The sequence below is a fragment of the Leuconostoc holzapfelii genome, assembly GCF_012396485.1.
Taxonomy (GTDB): domain Bacteria; phylum Bacillota; class Bacilli; order Lactobacillales; family Lactobacillaceae; genus Leuconostoc; species Leuconostoc holzapfelii.
The window spans coordinates 203,633-218,908 of record NZ_JAAXPO010000004.1 but is presented as its reverse complement, the minus strand read 5'-3'; the positions used below and the strand labels follow the sequence as shown (position 1 = coordinate 218,908).

Here is a 15,276-nt window from a genome sequence, read left to right as displayed (position 1 = left end):
GTTGCTAATCACTTGTCAACTACTTCTTTACGCAACTCTTACGAATCGCTCCTTCAAGTTATGCCTTGCTTTTGCGCCGCCGTTAGAACATATACTAATATACCGCCTTTCTTCCCCTCAGTCAACCCTTTTTTGTCTTCTATTTTAAAATAACTGGACAATTCGTGTAAACGCATACACAAAATGCCCAGTTAATCGCCTTTTTATGATGACGCATGCCCCGATTGAAATACCGGCAACGCGCCTATTCTTCTTGCCGCTTCCACTAAACGTGCTTCATCAGTGGTCAAGCTAACACGGATATAACCTTCTCCGGCATCTCCAAACCCTGAGGCATCAGCCACTGCCACATTGGCTGATGTTAACAACATCTCAGCAAAAGTTGCTGAGGTAAACCCTTTTGGTACTGGCATGAGGACATAGAATGCCCCCTTAGGGACGTAAGGTTCCCAATTATAGGCACGAACAGCTTTGACAAATGCATCTCGCCTTTGTTGATAGACTGCCACTAATTGTGCCACCGCACCGTTCGTGTGATATTGCTGCAATGCCGCAATTGCCGCATCTTGCACTGCTGGGAAGAGTGATACAAAGAGATGGTCTTGGATTAAGTTAATCGCTTCAATCATATCCGCATTTCCTACGGCAAACCCCACTCGCCAGCCAGCCATATTAAATGTTTTAGAAAATGTGTAGGTCTCAATCCCGACAGCTTTTGCACCAGGTGTTTGCATAAAGGATAGTGGTTGATGCCCATCAAACCCAATCGCACCATAAGCAAAATCCGAGACGACACCGACTTGATGCTGTTGAGCGAAGGCGACGGTCTGGTCATAGAATTCATGCGTAGCAATCGCACCTGTTGGGTTATTGGGGTAATTCATATACAACAACTTGGCGGCTTGTGCCACCGCTTCAGGAATACGGGTGTAATCAATCAAAAAATCATTTTCTTGCATTAGTCGGACTTCTTCGACCCGGACACGACCTAAAGCTGCCCCAGACCAATAATCCGGATACCCTGGATTAGGTAGCAACAACGTATCACCGGGATTCATTAATGCCCATGGCAATTCAACTAACCCAATTTTACTTCCTGCTAAAACCGCGATTTCGGTTGCTGGATCTAGCGTCACACCATAAGTGTCTAAATAAAATTGCGCAATCGCGACTTTAAACCGCATTTCACCGCGAAATGCTGAGTATTGATGATCACCAGCCACTGCCGTTGCCTGCTGCATTGCCGTAACAATATATTCTGGTGTTGGCAAATCAGGGTTGCCTTGTCCTAAGTTAATCACATCATCGCCGGCAGCAATTTTAGCATTGACTTTAGCGACCAATGACGCGAAAAACTGTTTGGGTAGGGCCTTGAGTAAATCTGATTGTTCAAAATGCATAGTGTCTCCTAATCATATAATGCTGGTCTGCGATCATGAAATACTGGTATTTGCCCACGTACGGCTTGTTCATCTGCTGTATCAATTGTCACCACGAGTAAGGCTTCATTGTTATCGTCGGCTTGTTGGATAATTTGCCCTAACGGATCAATCACCAGTGACCGACCGCCAAATTGATTATTCGCATCATGTCCTACTCGGTTAGCAGCCACAACAAATGTTTGGTTTTCAATTGCGCGAGCTTGTAATAGAATCTGCCATTGCGCAATCCGTTGAATAGGCCACTCTGCCACCACATACAATATCTGCTGTGGCCCCTGCGCCATCATCGTTCGGAGCCACTCCGGAAAGCGAATATCATAACAAATCACACCAGCCGCAGGAACACCCGCCAATGTAAATGTATTGATTTGTTCGCCAGCAGCCAGATATTGTTCTTCAGCCATTAGACCAAAAAGATGCGCTTTGTGATAACTGCTCACACGTTGTCCTTGATCATCTACAACATACATGGTGTTGTAATACGATGTGCCTTGTTGGGTGGCGACAGAGCCACCCACAATATTGAGCTGATACTGCCGCGCAATTTCTGATAAGAAGCCTTGCGACCTGGCGCCCCCTTGATCCGCTATGGTTGTGAGTTGTTCAAAGGCATAGCCCGTTGACCACATCTCAGGTAAAACCAGCACGTCTACCTCAGCAGCAGCAGCTTGTTGCGCATATTTTTTAACCGTGGCTTGATTCACTTCTGGTTGACCCAAAGCGATAGCCATTTGTGCGATGGCGATTTTGAGTTTCATAATGGTATCCTCTTATTGATTATTTTCCATTAAATGAGAGTTTTTGTCAAACTTTTATCATTTCAAACTCATTATTTGGCGAATAAAAAAAACGCCAACGGCGTTTTAGGGGAACTTAGGATATTGATCAAAATCTGGTGTCCGCTTTTCTTTAAAAGCATCACGTCCTTCTTTGGCTTCGTCAGACGTATAATACAACATGGTCGCATCGCCAGCAAATTGTTGCAAGCCAGCCAGACCATCAGTATCAGCATTCATCGCCGCCTTAATGAAGCGCAAAGCAGTTGGAGACTTGGTGAGGAGTTCATCCGCCCAAGCCATCGTTGCCGCTTCAACTTCAGCCAGTGGCACCACCTTGTTAATCCAATTCATGTCATAGGCTTCTTGTGCTGTATAGAAGTGGTTTAAGAACCAAACTTCCTTTGCCCGCTTGTGGCCAATCACACGAGCAAGATAGCCTGAGCCATAACCTGCATCAAAGGACCCAACCATTGGACCAGTTTGTCCAAACTTGGCATTATCAGCCGCCACGGTTAAATCAGCCACTAGTTGCAAAACATTACCACCACCAACTGACCAGCCCTTTACCATGGCAATGATTGGCTTTGGAATAATCCGCATCAGCCGTTGCAAATCTAAGACATTCAAACGTGGAATACCGTCACCACCGACATACCCCCCATTGCCCCGCACTTTCTGGTTCCCACCAGAAGAAAAAGCTTCATCGCCTGCACCGGTCATAATAATGACCCCAATGCGCGCATCATCACGCGCAATCGTGAAGGCTTCAATCATTTCAGCTACCATGCCAGGCGTAAAGGCATTATGCGTGCTGACATCATTCATCGTGATTTTTGCCACTTGCCCAGGGTTTTTCCCGTCAGCATTGGTTTCAAATAAAATTTCGTTGTACGCTTTTACGGCGTGCCAAGTTGTCATATGTTATACTCCATTCAGAAAGGGGATTTTAGTCCTATGAACATTATAGAACTTTTAGGTTTAAAAACCACCGTCTTATCAGCAAAAAAGATGGTGGTAACGGTCACAGTTAGTGAGCAGCTCTTACAACCTTACGGTCTGGTGCATGGTGGCATTAATGCACTATTAGCAGAAACCGCAGCATCACAAGGTGCCAATGCCGCTTTGCCTGATGGACAAGTGGCGGTAGGTGTGGGGATTGAAACGCATCATCTTGCCCCGGTTACACACGGTGAATTAGTCGCCACTGCCACCCCAATCACCGTCGGGCACCGCATTCAAGTTTGGTCCGTTAGCATTCATGAAAGTCAGACCAACACGCTGACAAGTACCAGCACCGTTACCCTCACAACGCAAACACGATCTGTTTAACACGCCTATGGCGTGGTTTTTTTATTTTTCGTGAAAAATTGTGTCAGACCACGTTTTTGCGGATGTGCCGCATCATAAGCTGCCTGCCGTCGGACTTCTTCTGGCGTGGGGGTATCGTAGTGCAAGCCGTCCAGCCGTTCAGTCGCAGGATGTGGCAGCAACACCGGGATGTCATGATTAGGCGCGATTGGGTGTCCTAAATAACCCACCTTATCAACGGTGCGCGCGATTTTTAAGGTGGGCGACGGTGCAAGGTTCACATCTTCACTAATCACCGCAGCACTCCCCTTAAACTGGCTTTGATAGTACAGCGCAGCATAACTTGAGATTGGCCCATACCCAACAAACTCAAGATGCCGGGCATGTGCTTGTTTACGCGCTGATTTAATACTTAGAATCGTTGCGTCCTCATGTTGGCGATAAAACGCCGCATCAGGTAAACTGCTAGCAATATATTGCACGGCTTGCTGTGTCTCATGTATCCACGCTGAGGCATAATCCGTCACGCCACGTTCTGGTTCTGAAAACACCACTCGTAGTGTTTTTGAGGTCAAAGTTGCCGGTATCTGAAGATCACTGTACAGACGTGGGGCAATTTCGGCATCATTTGCGCGTAAGACGCCCTGTGTCGTGGGTTGAATCATCACATCTTGGAAAATAAAATGCCCCGCCCCTGCAGCATGCACGGCAATCGTGTAAAAATCATAATTCTCAGGCACGGTCACCGTTATTTCGGCATGGTTTTGACTGTTCGTCAGCAAAATTTGGTGCTGTTGATCATAAAAAGTCACAACTAAATAAGCAAACATACGCTCACTATTTTCGATATGTCGCGTGATTGTATAGGTTTTCCCCGGTGTTAATTGCGGTAAGTCCGAAATTTTTTGCTGCTGCGTATAATGATGCTTTGAATGCCAGACTACAATCGCCTGCCCACTTGGTAGAAAATAATGTTCATAAAATACGGCATCCACAGCGCGAAAATCAACCGTTGCGCCCTGGAGTTCCAATAACTGCGTTTGTGGCGTCCAATAAATTTGATATTGCATATGTTTTATTGTCCTTCCCGTCGCATATCGTCGCGTAATTGTTTCAAGTTCGTCATCATAAACTGGACCATCTCGGGTATCTTGGCTGTATGATTGCCTTGCTCTTGTTGGTGATTTAACGGCGTATCCCGCGACTGGAAAAACGCCAGTAGTTCTGACAAACTTTGCCCATCGTACTCATCATCTGTCATTGATAATAGTGCGACTTGAATCTTGCCCCAATCGACATTTTGAATATGTTCCCAAAAGATTCTGTTTAACGGTGCCGTATCGTCGGGTGACATGCGACCGGCCAAATAACGCCGCACATCTAATGTCCAGTCTTGATTGTAGCCGTGGGGGAAATCTGAACTGGCGGTCAATGTCCCCAAATTAACAATTGGTTTAGCCGCCACCACCGCGTGTGGTTTAATGTCAGCAGCATAATACATCGCCGGAAAACTCCCCATCGAATACCCAGTTAGAATCACATCCTCTGGTTTCAAATCCAAAGTTGCCATGGCACGCCGAATCGTGGCAATAATCGTGGCCTCATAGCGCTCTGTTCCAATTTGAAAAGCACCACCTTGTGTTCTCATGTCAGCAAACAATAAATGTGGTGTCCCTAATTCGCGCAGTGGCCCACGCATCTCAAAGCCGTCCACATGTAACCGAATGCCTGAAAAATTGACAATCAATGGCGCTTTCCGGTCGCCGGGGTTAAAATAACTCAAAATTTCTTCATTCTCAGCTGTTAACTGCCAATCATCCCCTGGCATGAGCACCCCAAAACCGTGACGTGAGCGTCGTTGATGTAACACATGCAAATCTAATTCACCACGGCCACGCGCAGCCACCAAAATCTGATAATCTTGATAATCTTGCAAACCATCCACCGTGGTCAGCTGCCGCAACGCTTCCCCCGTAATAGTTTGTCGCGTTTGAATCTGACCGTCGCGATAAAAAACAAATTGCAACTGTACTTCGGCCGTCCCACTTTGTTCATAATCTAACCAGACGACGTTTTCGGTCGTCGCCGAAAAATCGGTCGCAAATGTTTTTAACACACCAATTTGTTGCCATTTGGGCCCAAAATCACCATGAAATTGCGCTGAAAAACGCCCTTGCCGTTCAAAATGCGTGCCTTGGGGTGGCATCGGTACAAATTGGGTCTCACTAAAGCGCGTGGGAAAACCAATTTGCTCAAATTGAAAGTCCGTCAGAATACGTGCCGCGACAGCACTGGGTGTCTGGTCTGGTAGTCGAAAGGCGCGCCGTTCGTCTAATACGGCTTGAAATTCTGGGGTAATATTTTGGGCAAAATACAACGTCCGCAGTGCTGGCCAATCACTAATCTGGCTAGATAGCAAAAGACTTTCCAACGTATTATCGGTCAACACCACGTAGGTTTGCTCCAAAATATATGGATCTTTTTGCAGCGCTAAGCGCGTGGGTAAATCCAAAATCGTGGTATATTGCCAATCAATTTTTGTGGTCTTTATTTGAGGTGTCCAGTCCGTAGCACCAATTTGAAGTACTGAAATATCTGCCATCTATCCTACCTTGTGCGCCCGCATTACGAAGATGCGCGCTGCTGCTTAATTTTATTAAAGACTTGTTGCCATTTAATCCATAGATATTCATCGCTATGTGCCTGGGCTAGCTCATGCGCCGTTTCACGGACCAACTGATTAGGTTGTGGTGCGAGCAAGTAATGCTGTAAAGCCACCACAAGTGACAGTTGATCCGTCACAATTTGCCCATTTTTTTCAGGTAAAACATACGGCGTAGCCGTCTGATTAATCTGTGGCACCCCATAAGTTAGCGCGGCGGCCTGCATAAATTGATCTGGGGCTGACCCGAGATCCAGCAAAACGCGTGCCGTCGACATGTATTGCAAACGCTTCGCTTCACTTTGCGGTGGTAAAAACTGGAAGCGGCCCTGATAAGCCTCTTGGCTGGCACGATCGACCAAGCCGTGTTCATTGGTAGCCGTTTGACTGGCCTCACGAATTAATGCGTCAAATGCCGTATGCTCTTGCTCTGTTTCGATAAAGACAATGGCTTCCGGTTGGCTAATCATCGCAGCTTGCACCGCTTCAAAATCAGCTTGTTCTAAACTCGGAGCCACCCAATAAATCAAAACGACTGGCTGTTGTGCTGATGGCTGCATTGTTGCTATCACGGGATAAGGCGGAATCACCGCGAGTTCGTCAGGATTGGCCAGTTGAGCCACGATTTTGTCGTATTGGGCTTGCGTATCCGTCACCGCGTAAGCCACTGTCCCAGAAATATGTAACAATAGCGCTTGTGCTAGTTGCGGATCCGTACGTTGGCTTTGATAACTTAAAATCACTGGCTGCTGTGGCGCAACTTGATTCACCAAGAACGTCGCCCGTTGACTTTGCGCCATGATGATATAATCAGTTGCTGGCATGGATGCCAAATGTTGGCTGAGGGCGACCGCTACAAGTTCGGCCATGTTTTTAAAATGGGTCTGCGTCGTCCACACTTGTTGCGTGGTGACGGCACCCGAATCACCCGTTTCTTGCACGGCCACGGCCCCACTTGGGGTCAAATAATCACGGCGGACTACTTCACCTTGCGTATCAAATGTCGTCACCCGCGAGATAAAGCCACGATAATCAACTAATAACTGTTGCGTCCGGCCCGCGGCAGACCAGAGATCAATGGCCACAATACGTGCCTGCCATTCTTGGTCTAGCCACACCGTGGCATACTGCACGTCCTCCACTTGCACTAAAATACGATCGGGTAAATAGATAAACTGTGCCTGCTGTGGCCAAGTAAAATCCGTGATCGCCACAGGTCGATCATCTGTGAGCCGAACCCGTTGCAACACATCATACACCGACCAAACATCCGCGGCTGTCAGGTTATTTTTTAACATGACTTGATTTAAATTAGGAAGAAAATCAATAATCGTCAAAATAACATCTTGTCCTTGGGACAAGAAAAGTTGGGTTTGATGCAAGCTATCATCAAATTCAGGGACCCGCATCGCATTGTCATGCCATTCTGGAATAATATGTATCGTCACAAGCGCTCTCCTTTCTCAAGTCCAACTAATGTGCCAACAAGCACAACGACGCCAACTCAAGAAAATAATCATTGTTCATATTATACCAATTAACTTGGCACAAGAACAAAACAGACACGTTGCAAAATTGCGACGTGTCTGTTTTGTTTATTGTTTTAAAGTTGTCGCACTAATGCCCAGGATTTAATTTGCGTTGATTGAAATGCCAACCACCGCTCATCAATGACTTGAAAAGCATTTTTTTGGTAAAACGCGACGTTGCGTGCCGTATTGGTAATCAACGAGACCTGTTGGCCACCGTGTTGCTTGACATACGGCAAAATATACTGCGTCAGTGTTTTTGAGCCAATGTGTTGGCCTTGATGTGCCGGATTCACCGCTAACATATTGATATGCCAATTCGCTAACTGATCTTGTTGGGGCACTTTTTCCGCTACTTCTAGCATCTTTAAAAATCGCCCGAGTTGATGCTTCAACACGTAGGGCAATAACTTTAAGCCACCATGCTTCAAATACTGCCAAATACTTGGCGTAGGTAATTGCGGTGAGTCCAAAATGACAACCGACACAATTTGTTGTTGCGCTTCAACAACAAAAACTTTTTTAAGGTGGACATTCACCGCAATGTGCACCGCATGTAATTGCAGAATAAAGCGTTGATAATCTGCGGTTTTTAAAAATGTTTGCCCAATTGTTTGCTGGTACAAATCATAGTGATTGAAGGCTTCTGCGACTAACGCGGATAAATGGTTAATTTCAGGCACGACTGCTAATCTAAAATGCATGCTTTGCTCCTTTGTTCGTGGTTTGATAATAGCTTACCCCCAGTCTATCGTGTCCGGTGGCATGTTACAATAAACACATCTTGTAGATGTGTTGCTTATCACACATCACGAAACCAATTGAGGAACAACAGGTTATGGATCGTCGACAAATTAAAACACAAGCCCAAATTAAACAAGTTTTTATTCATTTATTAGCACAACAACCGCTCGATAAAATCACCGTGGCGCAATTAGCTGCCACCGCTGATATTAACCGCGGGACTTTTTATCACCATTACCGCGATATTTACGATTTACATGACCAGATTGTGGCCGGCTTAATTCGTGACATGACCCAAATTTTCAGTCAAAACTATCCAACCACGACCGACAACCACGCCATCCTCAAAGCTTTGAGCCATCAGCTGGTCACCTACATCGACACCCAACAAGACACTGTCGCCGTCTTATTGCGACAACCAACAATCGGCGCCGTTGTCTTCCAACAAGTGAAAGCCGCCTTTATTCAAAAAGCCTGTGCGCTTGAGTCAACCTTACCCAATAACATCCCCGATAAGCTTGAAATCAATTTTATTGTGTCTGGGATCATGGGGCTGGTGATGGATTTTGTCACGCAAGCATTAGCCATTTCGGCCACAACCCTCGAGCAACATATCTATGCGTTGCTCCGTAAATTCTAAGCGTTACGCCCAGTGCTGATTACCAACTAAGACACTCATGCCCATCCCACCAGCAACACATAAGGTCGCAATGCCTAATGCCGGCTCAGGGATCCGATTTAAACTATTGAGCAAACGGGCAATGAGAATACCACCGGTGGCTCCATACGGATGCCCATAAGCTAAAGCGCCGCCCAACGGATTGAGTTGGGCATCCGTGATCCCAAGCGCTGCCTGACATAAAATACTTTGCACCGCAAAGGCCTCATTAAGTTCAACAACTGCAATGTCTGCCATGGTGAGGTGGTGTTGTGCCAGCAACTTTTTAGTGGCTGCAATTGGTCCAAGTAGGAAGGTTTCTGGTGATAAGCCCACGGTGGCTTGTCCTAAATAATACCCCTGCACGGCTTCACCAGCCTGGTATTTTTTCAACACCATGGTCGCCGCCCCGTCATTAATTGGGCAACTGTTACCCGCCGTCACGACACCGTTTGCTTGAAATGCTGGTTGCAATTGTGCCAATTTGGCTAACGTCGTGTCAAAGCGTGGGCACTGATCTTGCACGATGTCCCCAGCTTGATCATGAAACGGGTGTATTTCAACTTGAATTTTTCCCGTGGCAAACGCCATTTTCGCCTTCTGATGGCTGTGATACGCATAGGCATCTTGGGCTTTGCGAGATACTTGATAGCGGGCACTCATATTTTCAGCCACCACCCCCATATCTAAATCAAGTTGGCCGGGCGGGGCCATGGGGAAACGTGACATCAGTTGATCTGTGCCTGGTGACAGGACCCGATTAGCTGATGACGTACTTTCAACGCCACCCGCCAACACGACGTCTGCCGTTTCAGTGATAATGGCTTGTGCCCCAGTGACCATTGCCACTAACCCAGAAGCACACTGGGCGTCCACAGTCGCTGCCGGTGTTGTCACCGGCACGCCGGCAGCTAAGGCACAGCGCCGGGCGAGATTTCCGCCCAGATTCGTCACGTTCCCTAACACCACCTGATCAATTGCTGATAGCGTTAACGTCGGGATCGTCTCAAATTGTTGTTGCACGAGCTGTGTGATTAAAGTTTCTGGTGAAACTTTGGCAAAATGACCATTGATTTTGCCAATGGGTAAGCGCTTAGCGCTGACGATACTCACTTTTGGTTGGTTGCTTGTCATGACCATTTTCCTGCTTGATATTGCGCCGCTAACTGCGCCCGAGAGACTTTGCCTTGCGGGGTCTTGGGGATGTCGGCCACGACCAGATACTGACTGGGTAGCTTATAGGTTGGTAAGTGTGCCTGCAAAACGGCTTTAATCGTTATAATCGAGGTTGTGGTCACAAGTAAGGCGACGATGTTTTCACCATAAACTGCATCCGGTACGCCAAACACCACACAGGTTGTCACCATGGGTTGCAAGATTTGCTCAATTTCACTCGGATAAATTTTATTACCACCATGGTTCATCACGTCACTCGCCCGCGACAAAATCATCAAACCATCCCCGTCCAGACGTGCCACATCGTCGGTCATCACCTGATGAACTGCCGCGGCATCACCCAAATAGCCCGCAAATAAGTAAGGACTTCGGACTACCAGCTGTTGATTGTCTGGCATAATGGCCGCCTGCACCTGGGGGAAAAGATGGCCGACTTGTTGTGGCTGTTTTCCACGTGTTAGGGCCTGCCACGCGACTAAACTTGTTTCTGAGGTACCATATAATTCGTATAACTGGTGTTGCGGGTGTTGTCGATGCCAAGCCTGCACTAGTTCGGCAGACAATTCGCCACCGCAAGTTACGACACTCATGATACCTGGCGCAGCGGCCCAGGCATCATGCCCTTTGGCTAAATAAGTTGGGACAGTAAAGACCTGAGTGGGTTGCGGTAACGTTAGTGATTGGCCGCGTTGAAAACAATAAAAAGTCTTCCCTAAATAAAGACTCAGCAGCAACGTATGTAATCCGAGCGACGTACCCAGTGGGCTGGTCGTCATCACCCCGGCAATCGCTGCCATATTAAAGACCATTTGGCATTGGTCAAAACCCACACGCCAGGATGACCAATCACGTTGATAAACTTTTGGTTGGCCCGTTGTCCCAGAGGTCAACCCTAAAAAGAGTAACCCGCGAGGATTCAGGTTTGTTGTTGATGTGACGGGTTGGTCTTGGTCCGTCAACCATTGCCACGCGCCTGCAATCGGGGCTAATAACTGCGGGATTTGTGCCACATCGGCTTTGTTGACAATGACGGGGATGCGACCCGCCAAATGGATCGCTAAAAATTGCGTGATAAACGTCACGTCAGGTTGCGCCACCAAAACCACATAGCGCGCCTGCCAGTGCGCTTGTTGGCGCACTGTTTGTGCCAGATCAACCAGCCTGTGATAGCTATACGCCTGTTGATCAGACACAACAGCCGTCTGTTCGCCATAACGGGCCACTAATCGCCCAAATTCAAAATTTCTCATCGCTTTTTCCCGCATATGATTTAAAAAACGCATAGGCCAAGCTATGCGTTTTTTGTTTCACGTGAAACATCCTTATGATTCAAATTCAACCTGGCCATCTCGGAAGGCTTTAATGCGGGCTAAACTCACCACCGGCAACCCACGTGCATCGAGTAATTGTCGGCCTTTTTGGAATGACTTTTCAATCACAATCCCAGCCCCCACCGCGACAGCTTGCGCTTGATCGATAATATCCAGCAAACCAACTACCGCTTGTCCGTTCGCTAAGAAATCATCAATAATTAACACGCGCTCCCCGGCCCCCAGGAAGCGCTGATCAATCATCACGTGATTGGTTGTCTGTTTCGTATACGAATAAACATCAGCGGTCCACACCCCGTCTGGTAACGTAAGTGACTTGTTTTTGCGAGCAAAAACCACCGGCACATGTAACGCTAAACCAGCAAACACAGCTGGCGCAATACCTGATGATTCCACCGTCAAAATCTTATCAATCCGTTCATCTTGAAATTGTTTGGCAAAGCCCGCCCCAATTGCCAGTAGCAAGTCGGGGTCAATTTGATGATTCAAAAAAGCATCGACTTTCAAAATGTCATCGCCAAGGACGCGACCGTCTTTTTTAATGCGTTCTTCTAACTGTTTCATGCGTTATCCTTATTTTCTGAAAAAACCGCTCAATGCTAACAATAGACTCACCACGCCCATTAAGACCAGCGTAATCACGATGGAAATCCACCAACTGTCCTGAGTATTGGCAAATGGCAGCCATTTGACGTTTTCACCATAAAAACCACTAACAATCGTTGGAATCGTCAGCACAATTGAATAAACCGTTAAGACCTTCATTGTCCATTCCAAATCACGATTACTCAAGTTGCCATACGCATCCGACACAGAATCAATCACCGCCATTGCCAAATTGGCCATGTGTTCCGCCTGCCCAATTTCGACACGCACATCATCCACATGTTCGACTTCAAAATTAGCCAGTGTGTCTTGATAATCATGTTTAAACGTGTCCAACATGACTTGATTATTTGCGAGCGAATTTTGAATATAAATCATTTGCGTTTGCAGTCGCAGTAGCTCATTCATTTGCTTCGTCGTGCGTTTTTGGTGACCTAATTGGGATTGGATGACACGTCGCCTGCGATTAATGTCAGTGATTTGCTCAACATAACGCGTCATAAGTGAATACAACCCAGTCATGACAAAATCAATGGCGCTAATAGCTGTGTCCGCAGCACGTTCCTGACGGTTTTGCGGTGCTAGAAATACCGCTTGTACATAATCCGTCACCGTGTGCGAGAAAGTGTATAAATCCCCGTGCGCAAACAATATTCCAATGGGACGCGTTTCAACTAGTTCATTGTGATAAGAAATCACATCAATCACCATCAAGGCTTCTTGTGCGGCCGTATCATATTCCATGCGTACCGCTTCATTATGGTCGACCGCATAGCCAATCATTTCATGCGTTAATTGATGCTCAGCAACCAAGGTTTGGTTATCTTCGGGTGTCAAGTTCGATATATGGTACCACGTAAAGTGGTTAAATTTTTTAACAGTTTCGATCATCTCTATAAGTTACATTTTGAGGTTGCGCAGTCGCATCACGAGCTACCACGCGAAAGCCAGCACGTTCATAAAAACGCTGCGCCGCAACATTGGCTTGTACGACCTTTAATTCCAACGGTTGCTGCGCACTCGCTTGCGCCCAGGCCAGCAGTTGCCCACCGATACCTTGGCTTTGCCAACCAACTTTGACAAAAAGCAAATGCAAAAAACTATCCCATTCAGATAACGCGGCAAAACCAACAATCTCTTGGTCAACCACCGCAACTTGAATGCGCTCACCAACACTAACACGTTCAAAATCGGCAAATTGTGGCGCTTTCACCCACGGAAAAAATGCTTGGCGGGTCGTCAGGTAAATTTTAGCAACGCTCGGCAGGTCTTGCGGGCGCATCGCCCGCAAGTGCACGGTTTTTGAAGACAAAGCTGTGTCTGGTGCCATGACAGTTTTTGCTACTTTCATTAAATTCAATCACCGACACGGTAATCCCGTAATTGGCTAATTGTATTTATTATAACAGTTTTTATCGCGACTGTAATGCCTGCACTACTGCACAAAAAAACGTATTTCTCAAGAGAAATACGTTGCATGTGATGCTTAGCGTCGATTACTACGCTTGGCTTTTTTAATTTTACGTTCTAAGTCCCGCGCTTTTTGTGCCGCCATTTCACGTTCACGACGAATTTTAAAGGGATTTTGTAACATGAATGTTTGAATCGTCTGGAAGACGTTTCCCACCACCCAGTACAGTGACAACGCGCTTGGCACTGCCATCGCTGAGAAGAAAATCACCACTGGGAAAATATATGGCATGGCCCGTGTCATGCCATTTTGCTCCGGTGTCGATTGCATTGACAACCATGATGATGCAAAAGTAAAGACAGCTGCTAGCACTGGCAAAATGTAATATGGATCGTGACTACCCAATTGAAGCCACAAGAACTTGCCTGACTTGAGTACTGGTGACGTGTAAATCGCTTGGTACAAAGCGATCAACACTGGCATTTGCACAATTAGGGGTAACATCGAAGCAAATGGGTTGATGCCAGCTTCCTTATACAAGGCTTGCTGTTCAGCCATCATTAGCTGGCGACTTTCAGTATCCTTTCCAGGGTACTTGGCTTGCAACGCCTTTAAGGCTGGTTGCACCAACTGCATCTTCATCATAGATTGGATTTGATAAACCATCAACGGTAAAATCAAAAAACGAATTAAAATGGTAAAGACAACAATCCCCATACCATAACTATTGCCAAACCAAGCAGATGAGCCAAGAATGGCTGAGGTAAAGGCTGCCACGATGGCGCCCCACAACCCATGTGACGTAACGTGACCGTGGAACGATGCACTGGCAATGATAATAATAACTAAAGCAACAACAGCAAGAACGATTGGTAACGGACCAATCCTTTTAAGAATATTTTCAAAACGTTTCATCAGTCTTCTACTTTCAAAATATTGGCTAGTTTTAGCACGTGCGTCACTTGTTCTTTAATGAATTTCTGGCTTTGCTTTGCAGCCGCTGGTCGTGCAATAATCAGTAAGTCTAGTTCTTGAGGTAAGCGTGGTTTTAATTCTAAAATACTTTGACGAATCCGGCGTTTCACCCACACACGATCGTGCGCCTTCCCCACCTTTTTGCTGACTGACAAGCCTAACCGAAAATGTTTCTGACTCGGTTTACGCAGTTGGTAAAGAATAAAGTATTTATTTGCAACCGATTGGTGCTTATTAAAGACCGTTTGAAATTCAGCCGGTTTTTTTATTCGGAAAGTTTTTCTCATTAGATTTGGTCTCTCTTGAGGGATATGTACGCGGTTTTGGCCGCATTGCGATGCTGGCCCACCCTAGCAGTACCTCACGCTTTTAAAAAATAAAAAAGCCACTGCATAGCAGCGACCTTGTTAGGCTGATAGAACCTTGCGGCCCTTTGCACGACGGCGAGCCAAAACTTTACGACCGTTGCTCGTGCTCATACGCTTACGGAATCCGTGTACGCGTTCACGATGGCGCTTCTTTGGTTGGTATGTACGCTTCATGTGTGTTCACCTCCATTCGCGATTTTTACCTGCAAAAACTTTGCAATTCGATTTTAATCATAACATGGATCATATCGATAAGCAAGCGTATCCGCGTAAATCAATCGCCGAAT

General features: G+C 46.6%; 17 protein-coding genes. 2 read left to right on the top strand and 15 right to left on the bottom strand.

From position 1 onward, the window contains the following. Window positions 1-203: 203 nt before the first annotated feature. The 3 genes from HF966_RS05035 to menB form a co-directional block, all read right to left on the bottom strand. A complete protein-coding gene (locus HF966_RS05035) occupies window positions 204-1,400 on the bottom strand; it encodes a pyridoxal phosphate-dependent aminotransferase (RefSeq protein WP_168676778.1) in 1,197 nt (398 codons plus the stop codon). A gap of 8 nt (window positions 1,401-1,408) precedes the next feature. Beyond that, on the bottom strand, window positions 1,409-2,200 hold the full coding sequence (locus HF966_RS05030; RefSeq protein ID WP_168676776.1) for a carbon-nitrogen family hydrolase: 792 nt from the start codon (window positions 2,198-2,200) through the stop codon (window positions 1,409-1,411). Window positions 2,201-2,305: 105 nt separating this feature from the next. Next, window positions 2,306-3,139 carry a 1,4-dihydroxy-2-naphthoyl-CoA synthase gene (gene menB, locus HF966_RS05025; protein WP_168676775.1) on the bottom strand — a complete coding sequence of 278 codons (834 nt, stop codon included), beginning with the start codon at window positions 3,137-3,139 and terminating at the stop codon, window positions 2,306-2,308. Window positions 3,140-3,175: 36 nt separating this feature from the next. Between menB and HF966_RS05020 the strand changes: the two genes are divergently transcribed. Beyond that, complete coding sequence (locus tag HF966_RS05020; protein WP_168676774.1) at window positions 3,176-3,550, top strand: PaaI family thioesterase; 375 nt, start codon at window positions 3,176-3,178, stop codon at window positions 3,548-3,550. Window positions 3,551-3,555: 5 nt separating this feature from the next. On the opposite strand, the gene asp3 is transcribed toward HF966_RS05020, so the two are convergent. From asp3 to HF966_RS05000, 4 genes are all read right to left on the bottom strand, one after another. Continuing rightward, the gene (asp3, locus tag HF966_RS05015; RefSeq protein WP_168676772.1) at window positions 3,556-4,599 is read right to left on the bottom strand and encodes an accessory Sec system protein Asp3; all 1,044 of its coding nucleotides are present in this window, start codon (window positions 4,597-4,599) and stop codon (window positions 3,556-3,558) included. Window positions 4,600-4,604: 5 nt separating this feature from the next. Further along, on the bottom strand, window positions 4,605-6,131 hold the full coding sequence (gene asp2, locus HF966_RS05010) for an accessory Sec system protein Asp2 (protein WP_168676770.1): 1,527 nt from the start codon (window positions 6,129-6,131) through the stop codon (window positions 4,605-4,607). A gap of 23 nt (window positions 6,132-6,154) precedes the next feature. After that, entirely contained in the window at window positions 6,155-7,639 is a 1,485-nt protein-coding gene (gene asp1, locus HF966_RS05005) for an accessory Sec system protein Asp1 (RefSeq protein WP_168676769.1), read from the bottom strand. A gap of 155 nt (window positions 7,640-7,794) precedes the next feature. Beyond that, window positions 7,795-8,424, bottom strand: coding sequence for a GNAT family N-acetyltransferase (locus HF966_RS05000; protein WP_168676767.1), 630 nt, complete (start codon window positions 8,422-8,424; stop codon window positions 7,795-7,797). A 134-nt stretch (window positions 8,425-8,558) separates the two neighbouring features. Here HF966_RS05000 and HF966_RS04995 point away from each other — a divergent pair, with 134 nt between their 5' ends. Further along, entirely contained in the window at window positions 8,559-9,104 is a 546-nt protein-coding gene (locus HF966_RS04995) for a TetR/AcrR family transcriptional regulator (protein WP_168676765.1), read from the top strand. A 3-nt stretch (window positions 9,105-9,107) separates the two neighbouring features. Here the strand turns inward: HF966_RS04995 and HF966_RS04990 are convergent, their stop codons facing one another. The 8 genes from HF966_RS04990 to rpmH all read right to left on the bottom strand — a co-directional run bounded on the left by HF966_RS04990 (window position 9,108) and on the right by rpmH (window position 15,163). Further along, window positions 9,108-10,256, bottom strand: a complete 1,149-nt coding sequence (locus HF966_RS04990) for a thiolase family protein (RefSeq protein WP_168676763.1) — start codon at window positions 10,254-10,256, stop codon at window positions 9,108-9,110. Further along, window positions 10,253-11,548 (bottom strand): class I adenylate-forming enzyme family protein, encoded by a 1,296-nt coding sequence (locus HF966_RS04985; protein ID WP_168676762.1) that lies wholly within the window; start codon window positions 11,546-11,548, stop codon window positions 10,253-10,255. The genes HF966_RS04990 and HF966_RS04985 overlap by 4 nt, the downstream gene beginning before the upstream one ends. A gap of 72 nt (window positions 11,549-11,620) precedes the next feature. Continuing rightward, window positions 11,621-12,193 carry a xanthine phosphoribosyltransferase gene (locus tag HF966_RS04980; RefSeq protein ID WP_168676761.1) on the bottom strand — a complete coding sequence of 191 codons (573 nt, stop codon included), beginning with the start codon at window positions 12,191-12,193 and terminating at the stop codon, window positions 11,621-11,623. Window positions 12,194-12,202: 9 nt separating this feature from the next. After that, the gene (locus HF966_RS04975) at window positions 12,203-13,126 is read right to left on the bottom strand and encodes a magnesium transporter CorA family protein (protein ID WP_168676759.1); all 924 of its coding nucleotides are present in this window, start codon (window positions 13,124-13,126) and stop codon (window positions 12,203-12,205) included. Beyond that, window positions 13,110-13,586 carry a GNAT family N-acetyltransferase gene (locus HF966_RS04970; protein ID WP_246586655.1) on the bottom strand — a complete coding sequence of 159 codons (477 nt, stop codon included), beginning with the start codon at window positions 13,584-13,586 and terminating at the stop codon, window positions 13,110-13,112. Before HF966_RS04970 ends, HF966_RS04975 begins: the two co-directional genes overlap by 17 nt. Window positions 13,587-13,721: 135 nt before the next feature. Further along, window positions 13,722-14,561: a YidC/Oxa1 family membrane protein insertase gene (locus tag HF966_RS04965; protein WP_168676758.1), complete on the bottom strand. Its 840-nt coding sequence runs from the start codon at window positions 14,559-14,561 to the stop codon at window positions 13,722-13,724. Next, complete coding sequence (gene rnpA, locus HF966_RS04960; protein WP_168676757.1) at window positions 14,561-14,908, bottom strand: ribonuclease P protein component; 348 nt, start codon at window positions 14,906-14,908, stop codon at window positions 14,561-14,563. Before rnpA ends, HF966_RS04965 begins: the two co-directional genes overlap by 1 nt. A gap of 120 nt (window positions 14,909-15,028) precedes the next feature. Then, window positions 15,029-15,163, bottom strand: a complete 135-nt coding sequence (gene rpmH, locus HF966_RS04955) for a 50S ribosomal protein L34 (protein ID WP_002816117.1) — start codon at window positions 15,161-15,163, stop codon at window positions 15,029-15,031. Window positions 15,164-15,276 lie beyond the last annotated feature (113 nt).